Source organism: Pseudomonas sp. IAC-BECa141, assembly GCF_020544405.1.
Taxonomy (GTDB): domain Bacteria; phylum Pseudomonadota; class Gammaproteobacteria; order Pseudomonadales; family Pseudomonadaceae; genus Aquipseudomonas.
On the sequence record NZ_CP065410.1, the window covers coordinates 5,239,567 to 5,261,147 of the forward strand.

Consider the following 21,581-nt stretch of genomic DNA (forward strand, 5'->3'; position numbering starts at 1 on the left):
TTCACGGAAAATCTTCCTTCCGATACATCTTCCCCCCCTCTAGCCTGAGGCTTGCAGCGCAAATCGGCAGCGTCCTACACCATCCCTCGACTAAATGCTAGAATCCCGGCCCATCATGCGGTCATTCTCTGGTATGGCCGAACATTCCTTCAAACAGTGCATCCCATGCTGAAGAAGCTGTTCCAGTCATTCCGAACTCCCCTGCGTCGTACGCAACACATCCGTAGCACGCCTGAAGTCCTCAACAGCGGCCAACATTCGCTGCAGAAGGCGCAATTCAGCCGTTATGCGGTCAACATCGTCGAACGTCTGCAGGGCGCCGGCTACCAGGCCTACCTGGTTGGCGGTTGCGTGCGAGACATGCTGCTGGGCATCACGCCCAAAGACTTCGACGTCGCCACCAGCGCCACCCCCGAGCAGGTGCGTGCCGAATTCCGCAATGCGCGAATCATCGGTCGCCGCTTCAAGCTGGTACACATCCATTTCGGTCGCGAAATCATTGAAGTCGCGACCTTCCGCGCCAATCACCCGCAAAACGAAGACGACGAAGACAGCAACCAGTCTTCGCGCAACGAGAGCGGGCGCATTCTGCGTGACAACGTTTACGGCACCCTGGAAGAGGACGCGCAACGCCGCGACTTCACCATCAATGCTCTGTATTACGATCCGGTCAGCGAGCGCATCCTCGACTACGCCAATGGCGTGCACGACATCCGTAACCAGTTGATCCGTCTGATCGGCGATCCGACGCAGCGTTATCAGGAAGACCCGGTGCGGATGCTGCGGGCCGTGCGTTTCGCCGCCAAGCTCAATTTCGGCATCGAGAAGCACACCGTCCAGCCGATCCGCGAACTGGCGCCGATGCTGCGCGAGATCCCGTCGGCCCGCCTGTTCGAGGAAGTGCTCAAGCTGTTCCTCTCCGGTCATGGCGCCATCACCTTCGAGATGTTGGTCGACCTGCAACTGTTCGCGCCGCTGTTCCCGGCCAGTGCCGATGCGCTGGAACACAACCCGGAATACACCCACACGCTGATCAGCGAAGCACTGACCAACACCGACCTGCGGATCAAGCAGAACAAACCGGTGACCCCGGCGTTCCTGTTCGCCGCCCTGTTGTGGCCAGCCCTTCCCGCTCGCGTGTTGCGTCTGCAGGAACGTGGCATGCCGCCGATTCCGGCCATGCAGGAAGCCGCTCACGAACTGATCGCCGAACAGTGCCAGCGCATCGCGATCCCAAAACGCTTCACCATGCCGATCCGCGAGATCTGGGACATGCAGGAACGCCTGCCACGCCGCAGCGGCAAACGCGCCGACCTGCTGCTGGACAATCCGCGCTTTCGCGCCGGCTACGATTTCCTGCTGCTGCGTGAGAGCGCCGGTGAACAGACTGATGGCCTGGGCGACTGGTGGACCGATTATCAGGACGCCAACGACAGCGAACGCCGCGACATGATCCGTGACCTCAGCGGTAAGGGTGATGACGCCAGTGGTGCACCGCGCAAGCGTCGCCGCAGCAGCGGTTCCAAGCGCAAGCGCGCCGGCGCACCGAGTGCTACGGGCGAATAAGCGATGGAACGCATCTACATCGGCATGGGCAGCAACCTGGCTGACCCGGCCGAACAACTGCGCAACGCGGTCGACGCGCTGGGGCAATTGCCCGACACCAAACTGGTCGGCGTGTCTGCCTTCTACCAAAGCGACTCGTTGCTGCCGGGCCAACCGCGTTACACCAACGCGGTCGCCGCACTCGACAGCGCGCTCGCCCCGCTGGATCTGCTCGATGCCTTGCAGGCGATCGAAAACGATCAAGGCCGCGAACGCCTGGAACGCTGGGGCCCGCGCACACTGGATCTGGACATTCTGCTGTTCGGTGATCGACTGATCGACGAGCCGCGCCTGAAAGTCCCGCATTACCACATGCAGGAGCGCGCGTTCGTTCTCTATCCCTTGGCCGAACTGGCTGCCGAGGATCTGCGCCTGGCCGATGGCCGCACCCTTGCCGATCTTCTCGCATCATGCCCGTTCGTCGGCCTGGAACGCATTACCTCAAACTGATACCACACCCTGTGGGAGCGAGCTTGCTCGCGAAGGCAATCTAACCGTCAATGTCTGCATTGGCTGACTGACCGCTTTCGCGAGCAAGCTCGTTCCCACAAGTGTTTTTGTAGGACAAAAAAGCGCGAATCTCCCGGCCCGGCCCGCTGAATCGCATCAGTAACGCAGGTAACACTCCCCTCGTAACAATGCGGTAACACACGCAATTGACTTCCTGAGGCCTCATCACGACTATAGGCGTCCCGCTGCCGCCAACCCGGCATACAAGGGCGCAATCCAGGCCTTATAAGCACGACAAAAGAGCGTGCGCCTGAATAGATGACGAATCACGCGCGTTACTCGCAGTAGTTTCCAGAGCGCCTGAACGAGGATTTCTTACATGCCAGCCATCACCCTGACCACGCTCCAGAGCCTCAAGCAGAAAGGTGAAAAGATCACCATGCTGACCTGCTATGACGCGACCTTCGCCCACGCCTGCAACGAGGCCGGTGTCGAAGTGCTGCTGGTGGGCGACTCCCTCGGCATGGTTCTGCAGGGTCATGACAGCACCCTGCCGGTGACCACCGCAGAAATGGCCTACCACGTTGCCAGCGTCAAACGCGGCAACTCTGATGCACTGATCCTGGCGGACCTGCCGTTCATGGCCAACGCCACCCTCGAGCAAACCATGGCCAACAGCGCTCTGCTGATGCAGGCCGGCGCGCACATGGTCAAGGTCGAAGGCGCCTTGTGGCTGGCGGATTCGATCCGCCTGCTGGCCGAGCGCGGTGTGCCGGTCTGCGCCCACATGGGCCTGACCCCGCAAGCCGTGAACATTCTTGGTGGCTATAAAGTGCAAGGTCGCAACGAGAACCAAGCACGCCAGATGCGCGCCGACGCGATCTCCCTGGAGCAGGCCGGTGCAGCCATGCTGTTGCTCGAATGCGTGCCGAGCGAACTGGCGGCTGAAATCAGCCAGGCGGTGAAGATTCCGGTGATCGGCATTGGTGCCGGCAACGCCACCGACGGTCAGGTGCTGGTACTGCACGACATGCTCGGCCTGTCGATCAGCGGCCGTGTGCCGAAGTTCGTGAAGAACTTCATGCAGGGTCAGGACAGCATCCAGTCCGCGCTGAAGGCTTACGTCAGTGAAGTCAAAGCCACCACTTTCCCCGGAATCGAACACGGATTCTCTGCATGAACACCGTCAAAACCGTACGTGAACTGCGCGCCGCCGTGGCGCGCGCCCGCAGCGAAGGCAAACGCATCGGCTTCGTGCCGACCATGGGCAACCTGCACAGCGGCCATATTGCCCTGATCACCAAGGCCACCCAGCGCGTGGACTTCGTGGTCGCGAGCATTTTCGTCAACCCGCTGCAGTTCGGCGCAGGCGAAGACCTCGACAAGTACCCGCGCACCCTGGCGGCGGATCAGGAAAAACTGCTGGAAGCCGGATGCGATCTGCTGTTCGCCCCGACCGTCGAAGAGATGTACCCCGACGGCATGGCCGGTCAGACCCGGGTCAGCGTGCCGCAACTTTCCGAAGGCCTTTGCGGCGCCAGCCGTCCGGGGCACTTCGAAGGCGTGGCGACGGTGGTCAGCAAGCTGTTCAACATGGTCCAGCCGGACCTGGCGATCTTCGGCCAGAAAGACTTCCAGCAACTGGCGGTAATCCGCGCACTCGTGCATGACCTGAACATGCCGATCCAGATCATCGGCGAGCCGACCGTACGCGCCGCCGACGGCCTGGCGCTGTCCTCGCGCAACGGCTTCCTCAGTGAAGAGCAACGCGCCGTGGCGCCGGTGGTCTATCGCACCCTGAACAGCATTGCCGAGTCTATCAAGCAGGGTGAACGCGACTTCCCTGCCCTGATTCAGGCGCAACGCCAGCAACTGGAAGCCGCCGGCCTGCGTCCGGACTACCTGGAAATCCGCCACGCCCTGACCCTGCGTCCGGCCACGGCGGAAGATCGTGATCTGGTGATTCTGGTTGCAGCATTCCTCGGCACCACCCGGTTGATCGACAACCTGCACCTGAACCTCGATACCCCCGCCTGAACACTGCAACAGCAGCATGTGGGAGCGCGCCTGTTCGCTCCCACATTCGTGCCAACTCCCCTTCCTGATCGCATTGCTGAGCACCTGACCATCGGGCAAACTGCCCGCCGGTCCACTGCGCGCGAACGCAGGAACTTGCTCGCATGACTTGCCGTCCGTCGGCCCCCGTCTGTTATCAATGTTAAAAAAGTACCGAAAACAGGTCAGACAAAGCCAAGACAGATCGCGGCGCTGGGTTTACTGTATTCGCCCTGCGCCAAAGTAATCGTGTCGACGCAGTTGCCCCCTCGCCCAAACCTGGCGGGGAGGTCTTTTCAGTGTTCAAAAGGCCGTTCAAGTAAAAAGGAAAACCGCAGCGATGGCGTACTACCGCACTCCTCATGACGTTACCGCTCTGCCTGCCTGGCAAGCGTTGAAAGATCACCGCCAAGCCATGCAGGATTTCAGCATGCGCGAAGCCTTCAACGCCGATCCGCAGCGCTTCAATCAGTTCACTCTCAGCAGCTGCGGACTGTTTCTCGACTATTCGAAGAATCTGATCAACGCCGAGACCCGTAACCTGCTGGTGGGTCTGGCCAATGAAGTCGATCTCAAGGGCGCGATCAAGGCGCTGTTCGACGGCGAAATCGTCAATTCCTCCGAAGGCCGCCCGGCGCTGCACACCGCCCTGCGTCGCCCGGTCGGCGACAAGCTGTCGGTCAACGGCGTCAACGTGATGCCTGAAGTACACAAGGTGCTGAACCAGATCACCGATCTGGTGGGCCGCATCCACGACGGTCTGTGGCGTGGTTACACCGAGAAGCCGATCACTGACGTTGTGAATATCGGCATCGGTGGCTCGTTCCTCGGCCCCGAGCTGGTCTCCGAAGCCCTGCTGTCCTACGCCCAGAAAGGCGTGCGTTGCCACTATCTGGCGAACATCGACGGCAGCGAGTTCCACGAGCTGACGCAAAAACTGCGCGCCGAGACCACGCTGTTCATCGTGTCGTCGAAGTCGTTCAACACCCTCGAAACCCTGAAAAACGCCCAGGCCGCCCGTGCCTGGTACCTGGCCCAGGGTGGTTCGGAAGCCGAGCTGTATCGCCACTTCATCGCCGTATCGAGCAACAACGCGGCAGCCGTGGCCTTCGGTATCCGCGAAGAAAACATCTTCCCGATGTGGGACTGGGTCGGCGGTCGTTACTCGCTGTGGTCGGCCATCGGTCTGCCAATTGCGCTGGCCATCGGCATGTCCAACTTCAAGGAACTGCTGTCCGGTGCGTACACCATGGACCAGCATTTCCAGAGCGCGCCGTTCGAACAGAACATGCCGGTGCTGCTGGCCCTGCTCGGCGTGTGGTACGGCAACTTCTGGGGCGCGCAAAGCCACGCGATCCTGCCGTACGACCACTACCTGCGTAACATCACCAAGCACTTGCAACAGCTGGACATGGAATCCAACGGCAAGAGCGTGCGTCAGGACGGCACCGCCGTGTCGACCGACACTGGCCCGGTGATCTGGGGTGGCGTCGGCTGCAACGGTCAGCACGCTTACCACCAGTTGCTGCACCAGGGCACCCAACTGATTCCGGCCGACTTCATTGTGCCGATCGTCAGCTTCAACCCGGTCTCCGACCACCATCAGTGGCTGTACGCCAACTGCCTGTCGCAGAGCCAGGCGCTGATGCTCGGCAAGACCCTGCCGGAAGCCGAAGCGGAACTGCGCGACAAGGGCATGAGCGAAGACCAGGTGCAGAAACTCGCGCCGCACAAGGTGATCCCGGGCAACCGTCCGAGCAACACCCTGGTGGTCGAGCGAATCAGCCCGCGTCGTCTCGGCGCACTGGTGGCGATGTACGAACACAAAGTCTTCGTGCAAAGCGTGGTCTGGGGCATCAACGCCTTCGACCAGTGGGGCGTGGAACTGGGTAAGGAACTGGGCAAAGGCGTCTACAACCGCCTGGTCGGCAGCGAGGAAACCGCCGCCGAAGATGCATCCACCCAAGGCCTGATCAACTACTTCCGCGGCCGTCACCGCGGCTGATTTGATCGCTCTGCAGTCACCCTGTGGGAGCGAGCTTGCTCGCGATTGCGGTTATTCACTCAACATCCACGTTGACTGACATTCCGCCTTCGCGAGCAAGCTCGTTCCCACAGTCGTTTGTGGATGACTTGAACCTGTTGGACTCTCGGCGCATCTTTATCCTTGTCGCACAACAAGAATAAGGAACCGTCATGTTCGATATCAGCACGTTCCCCAAAGCCGATGCCGTCCGCCGGGCTGCACAGTTGAGTCAGGACGACTACCAGCGCCTGTACCGCGAATCCATTGAACACCCCGGCACCTTCTGGGCCGAACAGGCCACCCGCTTCCTCGACTGGAGCACACCGTGGCAGACCGTCCAGCGCTATGACCTGAAGACCGGTGAAGCCGCCTGGTTTGCCGGCGGCAAGCTGAACGTCAGCTACAACTGCATCGACCGCCATCTGGAAACGCGCGGCGATCAGACCGCCATCCTCTGGGAAGGCGACGACCCTGCCGAATCGACGCAAATCACCTACAGCAAACTCCATCACCACGTCTGCCGCCTGGCCAACGTGCTGAAAAGCCGTGGCGTGAAGAAAGGCGACCGAGTGTGCATCTACATGCCGATGATCCCCGAAGCGGCCTACGCCATGCTCGCCTGCGCGCGGATCGGCGCGATTCACTCGGTGGTGTTTGGTGGTTTCTCCCCGGACTCCCTGCGCGACCGTATTCTCGATGCCGACTGCCGCACCGTGATCACCGCCGACGAAGGCGTGCGCGGTGGCAAGTTCGTGCCGCTGAAACAGAACGTCGACAAGGCCCTGCAGAGTTGCCCGAATGTCAGCACCGTCGTGGTGGTCGAGCGCACTCAGAACAAAGTTGACTGGGTCGAAGGCCGCGACCTCTGGTATCACCAGGCCGTGCGTGATGTCAGCGACGATTGCCCGCCGGAACCGATGGACGCCGAAGACCCGCTGTTCATCCTCTACACCTCCGGCAGCACCGGCAAACCCAAGGGCGTGCTCCACACCACCGGCGGTTACCTGTTGCAAGCGGCGATGACCTTCAAGTACGTGCTCGACTACCGCGACGGCGAAGTGTTCTGGTGCACCGCCGACGTCGGCTGGGTCACCGGCCATAGTTACATCGTCTACGGCCCGCTGGCCAACGGCGCAACCACGCTGATCTTCGAAGGCGTACCGAGTTACCCGAGCACTTCGCGATTCTGGCAGGTGATCGACAAACACAAGGTCAACATCTTCTACACCGCGCCGACAGCATTGAGGGCGTTGATGCGTGAAGGCGCCGGCCCCTTGCAGGAAACGTCACGCGAAAGCCTCAGATTGCTCGGCAGCGTCGGTGAGCCGATCAACCCGGAAGCGTGGGAATGGTATTTCAACGTGGTCGGCGAACAGCGCTGCCCGATCGTCGATACGTGGTGGCAGACCGAAACCGGCGGCATCATGCTCAGCCCGCTGGTCAGCGCCCAGCGAATCAAACCGGGCTGCGCCACCCAACCGATGTTCGGCGTGCAACCGGTGCTGCTCGATGAACACGGCAAGGAAATCAAGGGCGCCGGCAGCGGCGTATTGGCGATCAAGTCGAGCTGGCCGGCGCAGATCCGCAGCGTCTACGGCGATCCGCAGCGCATGGTCGACACCTACTTCAAGCCCTACCCCGGTTACTACTTCACCGGCGACGGCGCCCGCCGCGACGAGGATGGCGATTACTGGATCACCGGGCGCATCGATGACGTAATCAACGTTTCCGGCCATCGCATCGGCACCGCCGAGGTGGAAAGTGCGCTGGTGCTGCACGACAGCATCGCCGAGGCCGCCGTGGTCGGTTATCCCCACGACGTCAAAGGCCAGGGGATCTACGCGTTCGTTACACCGATGAACGGCACCGAGCCCACCGATGAACTGAAGAAAGAACTGCTGGCCCACGTCAGCAAGGAAATCGGCAGCTTCGCCAAACCGGACCTGATCCAGTGGGCCCCGGCCCTGCCGAAGACCCGCTCGGGCAAAATCATGCGGCGGATCCTGCGCAAGATCGCCTGCAACGAACTCGACAGCCTCGGCGACACCTCGACGCTGGCGGATCCGAGCGTGGTGCAGGGCTTGATCGATAAACGCTTGAACCGGTAACGGCGCAAAAGCATCGCGAGCAAGCTTGCTCCCACCAGGACTTTTGATCGTCTGCGGGAGCGAGTCTGCTCGCGATGGCTACCCTCGACTGCCTGCCAAACTGCTAAACTCCCGCGCCCCGATTCCCTCCAGCAAGGCGCCCGCATGTCTTCCTTGAACCTGGCGCTGCGCGCCGCACTCGATCAACGCCAGGATCTGCTCGCCGAGCTGCACCGCCAGGGCACCGACTGCTATCGGCTGTTCCACGGCAGCCAGGAAGGCGCCGGCGGCCTGACCATCGATCGCTACGGCCCGCAACTGATGGTGCAAAGTTTCCACCAGACGCTGGCGCGCGAAGACCTGCTGCAACTGCACGCCATGGTCAACCAGACCCTGGGACTGGAAACGCTGCTGGTCTACAACGACCGCTCCCGTGGCAACTCGCGGATCGACCGTGAAGACAGCGTCTACCGTGCCGAAGACGCGGCGCTGGTCGATCTGGTCGGCCACGAATGGGGCCTGAACTATCGTGTACGCGGACGCCATGCCGGGCAGGATCCGCTGCTGTTCCTCGACCTGCGCAACACCCGCGGCTGGGTCAAGGATCACGCCAAGGGCAAAAGCGTGCTCAACCTGTTCGCCTACACCTGCGGCGTCGGTCTCAGCGCAGCGGCCGGCGGTGCGCGCGAGGTGTGCAACCTGGATTTCGCCGAGGGCAATCTGGCGGTCGGCCGCGAGAACGGTCAGCTCAACCCGCACCTGCCGACCATGGAATTCATCCAGTCCGACTACTTCCCGGCGATCCGCCAACTGGCCGGCCTGCCGATCAGCCAGCGTCGCGGGCAGAAACTGCCGAGTTATCAACGCCTGGAACAGCGCCGGTACGATCTGGTGCTCCTCGACCCGCCCGCGTGGGCCAAGAGTGCGTTCGGCACCGTCGACCTGCTGCGCGATTATCAAAGCCTGCTCAAGCCCGCCCTGCTGACCACCGCCGAGCATGGCGTGCTGATCTGCTGCAACAATCTGGCGAAAGTCAGCATGGACGACTGGCGCGAACAAGTGCTGCGCTGCGCTGAAAAAGCCGGGCGGCGGGTTCGCGAATGGAGCGTGATGACCCCGGGCCGGGACTTCCCGTCAATGGATCAGCAGCCACCGCTGAAGACCCTGATTCTTCAGCTCTGATTGCTGCGAAGGAAATTTCCCACGGAAAAATCTGAACAATCCTGAGCATGGGCATTTGCTTCGGAACCGGAATCGCGTGCCATACTCCAAGGCACTCCGATTCAGACAGATGAAGCCACACATGCCCAAAGGATTGATTCGCGCGATTGGCGCCCTGTTGACTGCTCTGGCCCTCTACAGCCTGCTGGGGTTCCTGATTTTGCCGGGCATTGCGCTCAGGGTGGTGAATCAGCAACTGGCCAACTACGCCACGGTGCCCGCGCATCTGCAGCGCATCGAACTCAACCCGTTCAGTCTTGAGCTCACGCTATGGGGCCTGGTGATCGGCGAGCCGGGCAAGGAACAGGTCGGATTCGAACGTCTGTACGCCAACCTGCAACTCGACAGCCTGTGGACCAAAGCCCTGCATCTGTCGGACATCGAACTGGAAAAATCCAAGACCGAGATCCTGTTCGCCAAGGACGGCCAGCTCAATCTGCTGGGCCTGTTCAAGCTCCCGGCCAGCGAACCCACCCCGACCGATCCGGACGCCAAACCATTTCCGCTGCGCATCGACCGGATCCAGCTGGCCGGCGGCAACCTGCATTTCGTGGATGCACGCCCCAGCGAGCCGATCGAATTTCTTTACGACAAACTCGATTTCGAACTGAAAAACCTCAGCACTCTGCCCGAAGACAACGCCGACATGACCCTCGTCGCGATCGGACCGGCCGGTGGACAGATCGACTGGAAAGGCAACTTCAGCCTGGTTCCGATCGCCTCTGAAGGCACTCTCAAGATCACCGACGGCCAGATGAAAGCGTTCTGGCCGTACGTGCGCGACGCCGTGCCACTGGTGCTGGAAAACGGGGTGGTCAGCCTGAGCACCGATTACAAGCTCAACCTGTCCAAGGAAACCGAACTGCTGCTGAGCAACGTGGCGGTCAACATCGCGCCGTTCGCCATCAAGGCGCCGGACGGGCGTCAACTGGCGAAACTCGAGCGCCTCGACGTCAGCGACACCACCGTGGATCTGGCCAAACAGCAAGTGGTGGTCGGCAAGATCCGCAGTCAGAAACTGGAGACCTGGGCAGCGCTGGAAGCGGACGGACAGCTGGACTGGCAAAAACTGTTCGCCAGCCAGCCATCGAAACCCGCCGCCAAAGCTGCGGCGGAACCGAAAAGCACTCCAGCGGCCGCCGACTCGCCGAAACCCGAGCCGACCGCGCCGAGCAAACCGTGGCAAGTGCTGCTCAAGGACGTGCAACTGCGTGACTATAAAGTACATCTGGCCGATCGCTCGGCGAAGCCGGAAGTGACTCTGGATGTCACCCCGCTGAACGTCGATCTGCAGAATTTCGACAGCCTCAACGGCTCGCCCTTCAACCTCAGGCTCGACACCGGGCTGGGCAAGCAAGGCAAGATCAGCGCCGACGGCGTGGTCAATCTGGCCCCGGTCACCGCGCAGCTCAACGTGAAAACCCAGGACATCGACCTGCGGGTCGCGCAGTCCTACATCAACCCGTTCATTCGCCTCGAACTGCGCAGCGGCATGCTCGGCAGCGACCTGAAAGTGAACCTGAAAAGCACCGACCCGCTGGCCCTCAGCGTTACCGGTCGTGCTCAGGTCGATCAGTTGCACACCCTCGACACCCTGAAAACCCGCGACTTCCTCAAGTGGCAGCAAGTGGTGGTCGAAGGCCTCAACTATCAGCACGGCGACAGCCTGTCGATCGACAGGATCAACCTGTTTCAGCCGTATGCACGGTTCATGATCAACGATGACCGCACCACCAACATCGACGACCTGCTGATCCCGCAGCCAGCCGATTCCGGGGCGAAGACCGCTGCGGCGAAACCGGCGAGCAATGACAAACCTCTGGGCATTCACATTGGTGGCATCGCGATCAATGACGGCTCGGCCAACTTCGCCGACTTCAGCCTGACCCCGAACTTTGCCACCGCAATCCAGCAGCTCAACGGCCAGATCGGCACCATCGACAGCCGTCAGGCGAAACCGGCCAGCGTCGACGTCAAGGGCAAGGTCGACCGCTATGCGCCGGTAACCATCAAGGGCGCGGTCAATCCGTTCGATCCGATGGCCAGCCTCGACATCGCCACCAGTTTCAAACGCGTCGAACTGACCACCCTGACCCCCTACTCCGGCAAGTTCGCCGGCTACCGTATCCGCAAGGGCCGGCTCAACCTCGACCTGCATTACCTGATCACCAAAGGCCAGCTCAAGGCCGAGAACAAAGTGGTGGTCGAGCAACTGCAACTGGGTGAGAAGGTCGACAGCCCGGATGCCGTGAGCCTGCCGCTGAAACTGGCGATCGCGCTGCTCAAGGATGTCGACGGCAAGATTTCCATCGAGCTGCCGGTGACCGGCGACCTGAACAATCCGCAATTCAGCGTGATGCCGATTGTCTGGCAGACCCTGCGCAACCTGATCGTCAAAGCCGCCGCCGCACCGTTCAAGCTGATTGGCGGTCTGGTCAGCGGTGGTGGTTCCGAAGACCTCGGCACCGTGTCCTTCGCACCGGGTTCCAGCGACCTGAGCAAAGACGCCGAAGCGGCGCTGGTGAAGCTGTCGCAAGCGCTGAAGGAACGTCCGGCCCTGCGTCTGGAAATCGAAGGCACTGCTGCGAAAAGCAGTGACGGCCCGTTACTTGCCGAACAGCGTCTGGAACGTGAATACCAGTACAACTACTACAAGATGCTCCAGCGCCGGGGCGACAAGGTGCCGGCTCAGGCTTCGCTGATCCAGGTACCGGAGAACGAAAAAGGCCCGCTGCTCGAGGGCATCTACCGTACCCGTCTGAAAACCCAGCCACCGGCCGAATGGAAGGATCTTGGCAAGGAAGAACGCACGGCGAAAATGCGCGCCGACGTGATCAAGTTCTGGAGTTCCAGCGACGTGCTGTTGCGCCAGCTCGGTCAGGACCGGGCCAGCAGCATCAAGGATTACCTGGTGGACAAGGGCCAACTGGCCGACGACCGCGTGTACTTCATCGACGCCAATCTCGGCGAAGCGGAGAGCGACGGCCGCGTGGTGACACAAATGCATCTGGATGCCGAGTGATGAACGGCAAATGGCTGACGGCACTGGGGCTGGCGTTGATCGCCAGCCAGGCTGCGGCGTCCGATACCCTGCGCTGCGGCAGCCAGCTGGTAAGCCTCGGCGACCGCGCCAGCGAGGTCCTGCAAAAATGCGGAGAGCCGGTCAGTCGCGATCTGCTCGGCTACAAGCGCAGCGCCAACCGCCGGGAAGAGTTTCAGGTCGAGGAATGGACCTATGGCCCGAGCAACGGCATGTATCAGTACCTGCGCTTTGAAGGCAATCGCCTGAAACAGATCAACAGCAAACGCGGCAACTGACCTTCCACTTTTTCTGCCCCTGAAATAGAACAGGCCCCGACATGAATGCCGGGGCCTGTAATGGCCACAATCCGTGTGGCCGTTCGCATGAACTCTAAAGTGCGGCAGACGTATTGCTCGGCCCGCCTGTCGCGTCTTCTCCCGGTCCAGGCGAGAAGTCTTGCCTTACTCGGCTTTCAGGCCGTCAGCGGAGACCGCTTTAACGCCTTTGATTTTCTTGGCGATGGCAACGGCCATTTCTTTTTGCGAGTCGGTCACGGCAACCGTGGAGGACAGCGACACGACGCCTTTGTTGGTTTCTACTTTGATATCAGTGCCTGGAATACCTTTTTCGGTGACCAGATCCGCTTTTACTTTGGTCGTGATCCAGGTATCGGAAGTAGCTTCTTTCGCTTTGGTGACTTCACCGGCAGCCAGGGTCATCGGCGCCTGAGTGGTTTGAGTCGATTGAGCAAATGCACCGGAAGCCATGGTCAGGGTCAGCGCGGTAGCAGCAGCGGCAGTGATAGCGAACTTCTTCATACGAGTAACTCCTGTTTTTTCTGGAAAGTCTGCTGGTTGTCTTGTCAGCAGGGTTACTGGAGATATTGCGAACGCTGTGCCAACTTTTAAAAAATCAATAAATCTTTATAAATCAATATGTTATGAACAATGAAAATTTCCGGAATCATGCAATTTGCATGACCTAATGCAAAAAGACATGCAAGTTGCGGCTTTTCTGAAAGTTCCTAACTCGCTGAAATTATTGAAGCTTTTATCAAACACAAAGCCATAAAAAATGCCCCGCGGTGCGGGGCATTCTGGCAGAGAGCCTGGGCTGAGTTGAATCAGACGCCTGGGCAACTGGTGGTCGAATAGTCTTTCGAACCCGAGAACTTGCACGACCAACCTGCTGCCGCCGTACGGGTCAGGGTGACGGTTTGCCCCAACACAGGCGCCGGAGCGTTGAGCAAGGTGCAGGTGATGGTCCCTGTGCCGTCGGCAACTTTACCGCTCGCCGCCAGCGTGCAATTTTGTGTCGCAGTCGTACCCGCATTGACGTTAGTAATGCTCGGATCAGTAGAGCCGGCATTGATGACATCTTCAAAGTTGACCTTCAGCGCCGACGCTTCGGCAATCCCCGCCGTGACCTTGGCCCGCGCCTGATATTTGGAGTACTGCGGCAAGGCAATCGTCGCCAGAATCCCGATGATCGCCACAACGATCAGCAGCTCGATCAGAGTGAAACCTTGTTGTTTCTTCATAGACACGCTCCATGCATGAGTCGGAATCTCATGATCTGAACAGGACTCAGCACAGCCCGTGCCAAGCGCTCGCAGCCCCCGCCCACGGGGCGCCATCCGGCTGACGTGCCGATTCCTACAACCCGAAACCGCACTATCTGACACTTTTTGTCACCTGCACCCCGCGTGTTTGGCGCTGTCACTTGTCTAGGCTATAAGTCATGAACGGCAAGCACGTGGAAACCCCATGAATGACATCGCTCTGAGCGGTCTGGCCAAACAGCTGGTCAAGGCCGAATTGCTCACGGAAAAGAGTGCCCAGCAAGCCTGGCAACAGGCGCAGCGCAATCGGCTGTCGCTGGTCAGTTACCTGGTGCAGAACAAACTGGTGAAGAGCTGGCAGGTCGCCGAGATTGCCTCGGAGCATTTCGGCATGGCATTTCTCGACCTCAATTGCCTCGACAAGGAAACCCAGCCCAAGGGCCTGGTCAGTGAAAAACTGGTGCGCCAGCACCACGCCCTGCCCCTCTGGCGGCGCGGCAACAAACTGTTCGTGGGGATTTCCGACCCGAGCAATCATCAGGCGATCAATGACATTCAGTTCAGCACCGGGCTGAGCACCGAAGCCATTCTGGTCGAGGACGACAAGCTCACCGACGCTATCGAAAAGTTCTTCGACACCCACGCCACCGGCCTGGAGGAGATGGCCGATGTCGATCTCGACGGGCTGGACATCGAGTCGGTCGACGACAGCAAGCAGGACACGCTCGGCGGAATCGACGCGGACGATGCCCCGGTGGTGCGCTTCGTTCACAAGATGCTGCTCGATGCGATCAAGAGCGGCTCGTCCGACCTGCACTTCGAGCCTTACGAAAAGAACTACCGCGTGCGGGTGCGCACCGACGGCATTCTGCGGGAGGTGGCCAAGCCGCCGATTCAACTGGCCGGGCGCATTGCCGCACGCCTGAAAGTCATGGCCAGCCTGGACATTTCGGAACGGCGCAAACCCCAGGACGGGCGGATCAAGATGCGTCTGTCGAAGAGCAAATCGATCGATTTCCGGGTCAACACCCTGCCCACCCTATGGGGCGAGAAAGTGGTGATGCGGATCCTCGACCCGTCCAGCGCCCAGATCGGCATCGATGCCCTCGGCTACGAGCCGGAGCAGAAAGACCTGTACATGGCCGCCCTCAAGCAGCCGCAAGGCATGATTCTGGTGACCGGCCCCACGGGGTCGGGCAAGACCGTTTCGCTGTACACCGGGCTGAATATCCTCAATACCGTCGACATCAACATCTCCACCGCTGAAGACCCGGTGGAGATCAACATGGAAGGCATCAACCAGGTCAACGTCAATCCACGTCAGGGGATGGACTTTGCCCAAGCCCTGCGCTCGTTCCTGCGCCAGGACCCGGACGTGATCATGGTCGGCGAGATCCGCGACCTCGAGACCGCCGAAATTGCGATCAAGGCTGCCCAGACCGGGCACCTCGTGTTGTCCACCCTGCACACCAACAGCGCGGCGGAAACGCTGACCCGCCTGCACAACATGGGCATTCCCGGCTTCAACATCGCAACGTCGGTGAGCCTGATCATTGCCCAGCGGCTGGCGCGAAAACTCTGCAGCCATTGCAAGAAACCCATCGAGATCCCCGCGAGACACTGATCAAGGAAGGCTTCCCCGAGGAACGCGTCGGCCATTTCACGATCTATGAGCCCTCCGGTTGCGATCACTGCAACGGCGGGTACAAGGGTCGCGTGGGGATTTATGAAGTGGTGAAGAACACTCCCGAGCTGCAACGGCTGATCATGGCCGAAGGCAACTCACTGGAAATCGATACCCAGATGCGCCGGGACGGCTTCAACGACCTGCGCACCTCGGGCCTGATCAAGGCCATGCAAGGCATTACCAGCCTTGAAGAAATCAACCGGGTCACCAAGGACTGAACATGGCGGTCAAGGCAGCGAAAATCAGCGTCTACGCCTGGGAAGGCACGGACCGCAAAGGCAGCAAGGTGACCGGCGAGTTGAGCGGCCAGAACCCCGCACTGGTCAAGGCCCAATTGCGCAAGCAGGGCATCAACCCCGGCAAGGTGCGCAAGAAATCCGCCTCGCTGCTGAGCTTCGGCAAACGCATCAAGGCCCAGGACATTGCCCTGTTCACCCGGCAGATGGCGACCATGATGAAGGCCGGCGTACCACTGTTGCAGTCGTTCGACATCATTGGCGAAGGCTTCGAAAACCCGGCCATGCGCAAACTGGTGGACGAGGTGAAACAGGAGGTCGCCGCCGGTAACAGTTTTGCCGCCGCACTGCGCAGGAAGCCGCAACATTTCGACGAGTTGTACTGCAACCTGGTGGATGCCGGCGAGCAGTCCGGCGCCCTCGACACCCTGCTGGAACGGGTTGCGACCTACAAGGAAAAGAGCGAAAGCCTCAAGGCCAAGATCAAGAAGGCCATGACCTACCCCACGGCCGTAGTGCTGGTGGCGGCGGTGGTCACCGGGATTCTACTGATCAAGGTGGTGCCTCAGTTTCAGTCGGTGTTCTCCGGCTTCGGTGCCGAACTGCCGGCTTTCACGCTGATGGTCATCAGCCTGTCCGAATTCATGCAGCAATGGTGGTGGGCGATTCTCGGTTTGCTGGTGGCCGGTTTTTTCGGCACCCGCCATGCCCTGAAAAAATCCCAGGCCTTGCGCGACCGGCGCGACGGCTGGTTTCTCAAGCTGCCGCTGGTGGGCACGCTGATGTACAAGTCCGCCGTGGCGCGGTTCGCCCGGACCCTGTCAACCACCTTCGCGGCCGGCGTGCCGTTGGTGGAGGCGCTGGATTCGGTGGCCGGGGCCACCGGCAACGTGGTGTTCAAGCGCGCCGTGCTGCGCATCCGCCAGGACGTTTCCACCGGCATGCAACTGAATTTCTCGATGCGCGCCACCGGCATCTTTCCGAACATGGCGGTGCAGATGACCGCCATCGGCGAGGAATCCGGCGCACTGGACGAGATGCTCGACAAGGTCGCGGGTTTCTATGAGGACGAAGTGGACAATATGGTCGACAACCTCACCAGCCTGATGGAGCCGTTCATCATGGTGGTGCTGGGGGTGATCGTCGGCGGTCTGGTGGTGGCGATGTACCTGCCGATCTTCCAACTCGGCTCAGCGATCTGACATGCCTATCGACGAACTCTTCAGTCTGTATCCGCTGGCCTTTGTTTTCACCGCCTTGCTGCTCGGGCTGGTGGTCGGCAGTTTTCTCAACGTGTTGGTCTGGCGCCTGCCAAAAATGCTCGAACGCGAATGGCGCCAGCAGGCTCACGATGTTCTGGGACTGCCCGGCGAAACGTCGTTGCCCACCTACAATCTGATGCTGCCGCACTCGCAATGCCCCCATTGCGGCCACCGGATCCGCGCATGGGAAAACATTCCTGTATTGAGTTACGTGTTCCTGCGCGGGCGCTGCTCGAGTTGCACCACACCGATCAGCAAGCGTTACCCGCTGACCGAACTGGCCTGCGGCCTGCTCTCGGCATTTATCGCCTGGCACCTGGGTTTCGGCTGGCCGGCGTGCCTGCTGATCGTGCTGACCTGGGGCCTGTTGGCCATGAGCCTGATCGATATCGAGCACCAGTTGCTGCCTGACGTACTGGTGCTGCCGCTGCTGTGGCTGGGGCTGATCGTCAACAGCTTCGAGCTGTTCGTATCGCTGCACGACGCACTCTGGGGGGCGGTGCTGGGCTATATGGCGCTGTGGTCGGTGTTCTGGCTGTTCAAGCTGATTACCGGCAAGGACGGCATCGGCCACGGCGATTTCAAGTTGCTGGCACTGCTCGGAGCGTGGGGCGGCTGGCAGATTCTGCCGCTGACCATCCTCCTGTCCTCACTGGTGGGCGCCGTGCTCGGGGTGATTTTGCTCAAACTGCACGACCAGAAAACCTCGACCCCGATCCCCTTCGGCCCGTATCTGGCAATTGCCGGCTGGATTGCCTTGCTCTGGGGTGGTCAAATAACCGGCTTCTATTGGCAGTTTGTCGGTTTGAAATGAATAGCCCTGTGGAAAAACCCTGGATTCTCGGCCTGACCGGTGGCATCGGCAGCGGCAAAAGCGCCGCCGCCCAGCACTTCATCGATCTTGGTGTTCACGTGGTGGACGCCGATCACGCGGCGCGCTGGGTGGTCGAACCGGGCCGCCCGGCGTTGGCGAAGATCGCCGAGCACTTCGGCCCGGAGGTGTTGCAGGCCGACGGCACGCTGGATCGTGCGGCCCTGCGCAAATTGATTTTTGAAGTGCCGGAGCAACGACGCTGGCTCGAAGCCCTGCTGCATCCGCTGATCGCCGAGGAAATCGCCCATCATCTGGCGCAGGCACAATCGCCTTACGCGATTCTGGTCTCGCCGCTGCTGATCGAATCCGGGCAATACGCGATGACCCAGCGAATCCTGGTCATCGACGCCCCGCAACAATTGCAGATCGAACGGACCTTGCAGCGTGACCAGACCAGCGAACAGCAGGTCCAGGCGATCCTCAAGGCCCAATTAAGCCGCGAAGACCGCGTCAGCCGTGCCGATGACGTGGTGGTCAACGACCGCGACCTCGCCTGGCTGCACAGCGAGGTCGAGCGCCTGCATCACTTTTACCTGACTTTATCCGGAGGCCAATCATGAGCCAGACCCCAACCGTCAACTGCCCGACTTGCGGTGCGCCCGTGGAATTCACCCCGCAAAACCAATACCGTCCGTTCTGCTCGGACCGCTGCAAACTGATCGACCTCGGCGCCTGGGCGTCGGAAGAGCACAAGATTCCGGTGGCCCCGGATGCCGAGGACGAACTGTTTTCCGGCGATTTCGACCCGCGTCACTGATCCCGTTCAGGGCCGCATGAAGCCGTAATCCTGATCGTCGTCGAGGTTTTCCGCCAGAAAACGCAACTCGTCGGCCAGGTCTTCGGCGTTACGCACCGCCTTGCTCTGCTGCACCACCGCACTGAGCAAGGCGCGCAGGCTCAGGCCCGGATCGAACCCCACCTCCTGCGCCATCTCCAGAATCTGCCGGGTTTCCTGCCTCGCCCACTCGTACACGCTCATGCCGCTGCTCCTGAAGGAATTTGGCCGAGCATGAAATGCCGCGCACCGGGTGGATTTGATGTGGATCAAGACTTGGGATCGTCGTCCTTCCAGGGCGCCGAAAGGTAGCGGGTGCGGTTGAAGGTCTCCAGCCATTCCGGGCAGAACACCACCAACGCGCTGACCACCATGCCGTTGATGAAGGCTTCAGGAAAAATCAGCAGCCACAGGTAACCGATGAAGTCTTCCAGCCATTCGGGCATCGCAAACAGGCCGTCGTACCAGAGCAGCGTCAGGCTCAGCGACAGGCAGAACAACGCCGACAGCGCGGCGGCGAAAAAGCCGGAACAAAAGATGTACACGAACGGATTGCGCGGCTGGGCGCGCTCGACCAGGATCGCCACGCATTCGGTAATCAACACCGGGAGCAGAATCAGCAAGGCACCGTTGACCCCGACGGCCACCAGATCCTGACGCCCCAACAGCACCAGCCCCAGCTGCGCCACCAGTGCCCCGACAATTGCCAGCGGCCAGTCCAGCAGCAGCGTCACTGCCGTCATGCCAATGAAGTGGTAAGACACGCCGGTATCGAAATCCCTGCGCACCAGCCACAGCAGAAACAACGCGAACACCGTACCGAACAGCAAATGCTGACGTCGGTTGTCACTGAACAACTCGACCCACGGTGCGCGTGCAATCGCCCAGAGCAGCACCGGCAGGTAAATCAGCCATCCCAGCAGCAGGCTCGCAGACGACAGCAGCTCGGCGCCGATCATGGGCGAGCCTGCTCCAGTGCCTCACGCAGTTCAGCCGCCTGGGTGTATTCATGCCGGGCCAGCAAGCGTCCGTCCTTGAGTTGCAACCAGAGCACCGCGCCTTCAGCCCCGGGGTAGCGCGAGGCCACGCGACTTTCGCGATCAAGCAACACTCGATAGCTGTAGTCACGCATGGCCGGAACGGCGAACATCTTCGCGATCAGCGCCGGCATGCGCTGGATATCGGCGACAAACACCGCATGCCGCGCTTCCAGATAGCCCTTGGGCTGATCGGCCATGGCTTGCTTGAGCAGTTTCGCGCCGTCCATGTCCCGCGCCACCAACAGCGTCGTAGTGCGGTTATCGAGGGTAAACGGCTGATCGTACTGATCCAGCAACGTCCAGGGTGCCAGTCGCTCGCCGATTTCCAGCGCATGGGCCCACAACGGAACGACAGCGAACAACCACAGCCAGCGAAATTTCACATTCAGCCCCTTTCATTCGACGTTGATAAACGGAGCCATCAGTCTACACCGCCCCTACCGACTGCCCACTGATGCACTTTGCTGCGCGAACGCTTTCTGCTTGTCGCAATTGAACGCTAAGCTTGGGCTTATGGATGACTCAGATTATTTACGCCTGCTGACCATCGCGGCCGAGCAAGCCAACGCTTTCCTGTCCAATGCCCGCAAATGGGAGCGTGAGCGTTGGGTCTGCCAGCGCCTGCTGCAAGGCTTGAACATTCCCTATCGCGCCGACGAGTTCGCGCCTGCCGGGGAACCGCCGGACGTTTTGTTTCGCGACGCCAACTTCGAGGTATTTTTCGTCCTCGACGAGGGCCGTCGGCTCAACGACGAATGGCGCGATGAGCTGCAACGTCGGCGCAGTGCGTTTTCCCTCAGCCAACTGGTGCGGCGTGAAGCCAAGCCGCGGCGGATTCCGGCCAATGAATTTCTGCTGAGACTGGCGCCGACCTTGCGCAAGAAAGCGCACAACTACAAGGAACGCGGCATGGATCTGGGCGAGCTGGACATCATTGCCTTCGCCAGCCTCAAACGCGAAGTGCTCGACCTCAACAGCCATTTTCCGCCGCCCACCGAATATTTGCGTCAGGGCTGGCGCTCGCTGTCGCTGGTCGGGCCGACGTTTGCCCGGGTGCTGTTCGCCCACCCCGATGCCCCGGATTTTCTGCGCGGCAACCTGGGGCGCAGCATCGTGTTCGATGTCGGGATCAGCCTGTGACGCCACTTCAACAATTGATTGCCGATGTCCCGCAGACCGGTTGCGTGCGCTGGATTGGCGTGCGCCCCGAGTCACGGGGGCCGATGCTCGCACTCGATGCGGTGGAGGCGCGGCTTGAGGCCGGGCTCACCGGCGACCACGCTCGGCCCGGGGTGCGAAATGCGCGGCAGGTGACGCTGATTCAGTGGGAACACCTGGCCGTGATCAGTGCCTTGATGGGGCGGTCGGCCGAACAACCGGTCATGCCTGAAGATCTGCGGCGCAATCTCGTTATAAGCGGGATCAACCTGTTCAGCCTCAAGGGGCGGCGCTTTCGCATCGGTCAGGCGATTTTCGAAACCACGGGCTGGTGCCAGCCGTGCGCGCGCCTGCAGAACTACCTCGGCCCGGGGACGTTCCAGGCCGTGCGCGGGCATGGCGGAATCACCGCGCGAGTGTTACAAAGCGGGATCATTCGCCTCGGGGACGGTGTGTCTGTCGAACCGGTTCCGGACAGTGGCTATGCTGCGTTCAATCCCGGTTGAAAACCGCTGTAGCGTG

The 21,581-nt window shown here is 60.8% G+C and carries 20 protein-coding genes and 1 pseudogene; 16 read left to right on the plus strand and 5 right to left on the minus strand.

Features of this window, described 5'->3' with window-relative positions; all coding sequences use genetic code 11:
• Window positions 1-165 precede the first annotated feature (165 nt).
• From I5961_RS23975 to I5961_RS24015, 9 genes are all read left to right on the plus strand, one after another.
• Window positions 166-1,566 carry a polynucleotide adenylyltransferase PcnB gene (locus I5961_RS23975; protein WP_085697498.1) on the plus strand — a complete coding sequence of 467 codons (1,401 nt, stop codon included), beginning with the start codon at window positions 166-168 and terminating at the stop codon, window positions 1,564-1,566.
• A gap of 3 nt (window positions 1,567-1,569) precedes the next feature.
• Complete coding sequence (gene folK, locus I5961_RS23980; RefSeq protein ID WP_085697499.1) at window positions 1,570-2,055, plus strand: 2-amino-4-hydroxy-6-hydroxymethyldihydropteridine diphosphokinase; 486 nt, start codon at window positions 1,570-1,572, stop codon at window positions 2,053-2,055.
• 379 nt (window positions 2,056-2,434) lie between these two features.
• Entirely contained in the window at window positions 2,435-3,235 is an 801-nt protein-coding gene (gene panB / locus I5961_RS23985) for a 3-methyl-2-oxobutanoate hydroxymethyltransferase (RefSeq protein ID WP_085697500.1), read from the plus strand.
• Window positions 3,232-4,092, plus strand: a complete 861-nt coding sequence (panC, locus tag I5961_RS23990; RefSeq protein WP_085703182.1) for a pantoate--beta-alanine ligase — start codon at window positions 3,232-3,234, stop codon at window positions 4,090-4,092. Before panB ends, panC begins: the two co-directional genes overlap by 4 nt.
• Window positions 4,093-4,450: 358 nt before the next feature.
• Entirely contained in the window at window positions 4,451-6,115 is a 1,665-nt protein-coding gene (gene pgi / locus I5961_RS23995) for a glucose-6-phosphate isomerase (protein WP_085612637.1), read from the plus strand.
• A 191-nt stretch (window positions 6,116-6,306) separates the two neighbouring features.
• Window positions 6,307-8,244 carry an acetate--CoA ligase gene (gene acs / locus I5961_RS24000; RefSeq protein ID WP_085697501.1) on the plus strand — a complete coding sequence of 646 codons (1,938 nt, stop codon included), beginning with the start codon at window positions 6,307-6,309 and terminating at the stop codon, window positions 8,242-8,244.
• A gap of 144 nt (window positions 8,245-8,388) precedes the next feature.
• Window positions 8,389-9,405 (plus strand): class I SAM-dependent rRNA methyltransferase, encoded by a 1,017-nt coding sequence (locus tag I5961_RS24005; RefSeq protein ID WP_227233562.1) that lies wholly within the window; start codon window positions 8,389-8,391, stop codon window positions 9,403-9,405.
• Window positions 9,406-9,514: 109 nt separating this feature from the next.
• Window positions 9,515-12,466: a DUF748 domain-containing protein gene (locus I5961_RS24010; RefSeq protein WP_227233563.1), complete on the plus strand. Its 2,952-nt coding sequence runs from the start codon at window positions 9,515-9,517 to the stop codon at window positions 12,464-12,466.
• Complete coding sequence (locus I5961_RS24015) at window positions 12,466-12,762, plus strand: DUF2845 domain-containing protein (protein ID WP_085697504.1); 297 nt, start codon at window positions 12,466-12,468, stop codon at window positions 12,760-12,762. The genes I5961_RS24010 and I5961_RS24015 overlap by 1 nt, the downstream gene beginning before the upstream one ends.
• A 165-nt stretch (window positions 12,763-12,927) precedes the next feature.
• On the opposite strand, the gene I5961_RS24020 is transcribed toward I5961_RS24015, so the two are convergent.
• Window positions 12,928-13,284, minus strand: coding sequence for a BON domain-containing protein (locus tag I5961_RS24020; protein WP_085697505.1), 357 nt, complete (start codon window positions 13,282-13,284; stop codon window positions 12,928-12,930).
• A 305-nt stretch (window positions 13,285-13,589) separates the two neighbouring features.
• A complete protein-coding gene (locus tag I5961_RS24025) occupies window positions 13,590-14,006 on the minus strand; it encodes a pilin (RefSeq protein WP_011335978.1) in 417 nt (138 codons plus the stop codon).
• A 226-nt stretch (window positions 14,007-14,232) separates the two neighbouring features.
• On the opposite strand from I5961_RS24025, the pseudogene pilB reads away from it, so the two are divergent.
• The 5 genes and pseudogenes from pilB to yacG all read left to right on the plus strand — a co-directional run bounded on the left by pilB (window position 14,233) and on the right by yacG (window position 18,843).
• Window positions 14,233-15,932 (plus strand): annotated as a pseudogene (gene pilB, locus I5961_RS24030) (type IV-A pilus assembly ATPase PilB).
• 2 nt (window positions 15,933-15,934) lie between these two features.
• Window positions 15,935-17,152 (plus strand): type II secretion system F family protein, encoded by a 1,218-nt coding sequence (locus I5961_RS24035; protein ID WP_227233565.1) that lies wholly within the window; start codon window positions 15,935-15,937, stop codon window positions 17,150-17,152.
• Window position 17,153: 1 nt separating this feature from the next.
• The gene (locus I5961_RS24040) at window positions 17,154-18,026 is read left to right on the plus strand and encodes a prepilin peptidase (RefSeq protein WP_227233567.1); all 873 of its coding nucleotides are present in this window, start codon (window positions 17,154-17,156) and stop codon (window positions 18,024-18,026) included.
• On the plus strand, window positions 18,023-18,646 hold the full coding sequence (coaE, locus tag I5961_RS24045) for a dephospho-CoA kinase (RefSeq protein ID WP_085697510.1): 624 nt from the start codon (window positions 18,023-18,025) through the stop codon (window positions 18,644-18,646). Before I5961_RS24040 ends, coaE begins: the two co-directional genes overlap by 4 nt.
• On the plus strand, window positions 18,643-18,843 hold the full coding sequence (gene yacG / locus I5961_RS24050; RefSeq protein WP_085703175.1) for a DNA gyrase inhibitor YacG: 201 nt from the start codon (window positions 18,643-18,645) through the stop codon (window positions 18,841-18,843). Before coaE ends, yacG begins: the two co-directional genes overlap by 4 nt.
• Window positions 18,844-18,849: 6 nt before the next feature.
• On the opposite strand, the gene I5961_RS24055 is transcribed toward yacG, so the two are convergent.
• The 3 genes from I5961_RS24055 to I5961_RS24065 all read right to left on the minus strand — a co-directional run bounded on the left by I5961_RS24055 (window position 18,850) and on the right by I5961_RS24065 (window position 20,284).
• Complete coding sequence (locus I5961_RS24055; RefSeq protein ID WP_227233569.1) at window positions 18,850-19,065, minus strand: hypothetical protein; 216 nt, start codon at window positions 19,063-19,065, stop codon at window positions 18,850-18,852.
• Window positions 19,066-19,130: 65 nt separating this feature from the next.
• Complete coding sequence (locus tag I5961_RS24060) at window positions 19,131-19,820, minus strand: energy-coupling factor ABC transporter permease (RefSeq protein WP_085703174.1); 690 nt, start codon at window positions 19,818-19,820, stop codon at window positions 19,131-19,133.
• Window positions 19,817-20,284 carry an FAD/FMN-containing dehydrogenase gene (locus tag I5961_RS24065; RefSeq protein ID WP_227233571.1) on the minus strand — a complete coding sequence of 156 codons (468 nt, stop codon included), beginning with the start codon at window positions 20,282-20,284 and terminating at the stop codon, window positions 19,817-19,819. Before I5961_RS24065 ends, I5961_RS24060 begins: the two co-directional genes overlap by 4 nt.
• A gap of 130 nt (window positions 20,285-20,414) precedes the next feature.
• Between I5961_RS24065 and I5961_RS24070 the strand changes: the two genes are divergently transcribed.
• Window positions 20,415-21,041, plus strand: coding sequence for a DUF1780 domain-containing protein (locus I5961_RS24070; RefSeq protein WP_007959580.1), 627 nt, complete (start codon window positions 20,415-20,417; stop codon window positions 21,039-21,041).
• Window positions 21,038-21,565: an MOSC domain-containing protein gene (locus tag I5961_RS24075; RefSeq protein WP_227233572.1), complete on the plus strand. Its 528-nt coding sequence runs from the start codon at window positions 21,038-21,040 to the stop codon at window positions 21,563-21,565. Before I5961_RS24070 ends, I5961_RS24075 begins: the two co-directional genes overlap by 4 nt.
• The last annotated feature ends 16 nt before the right edge of the window (window positions 21,566-21,581 follow it).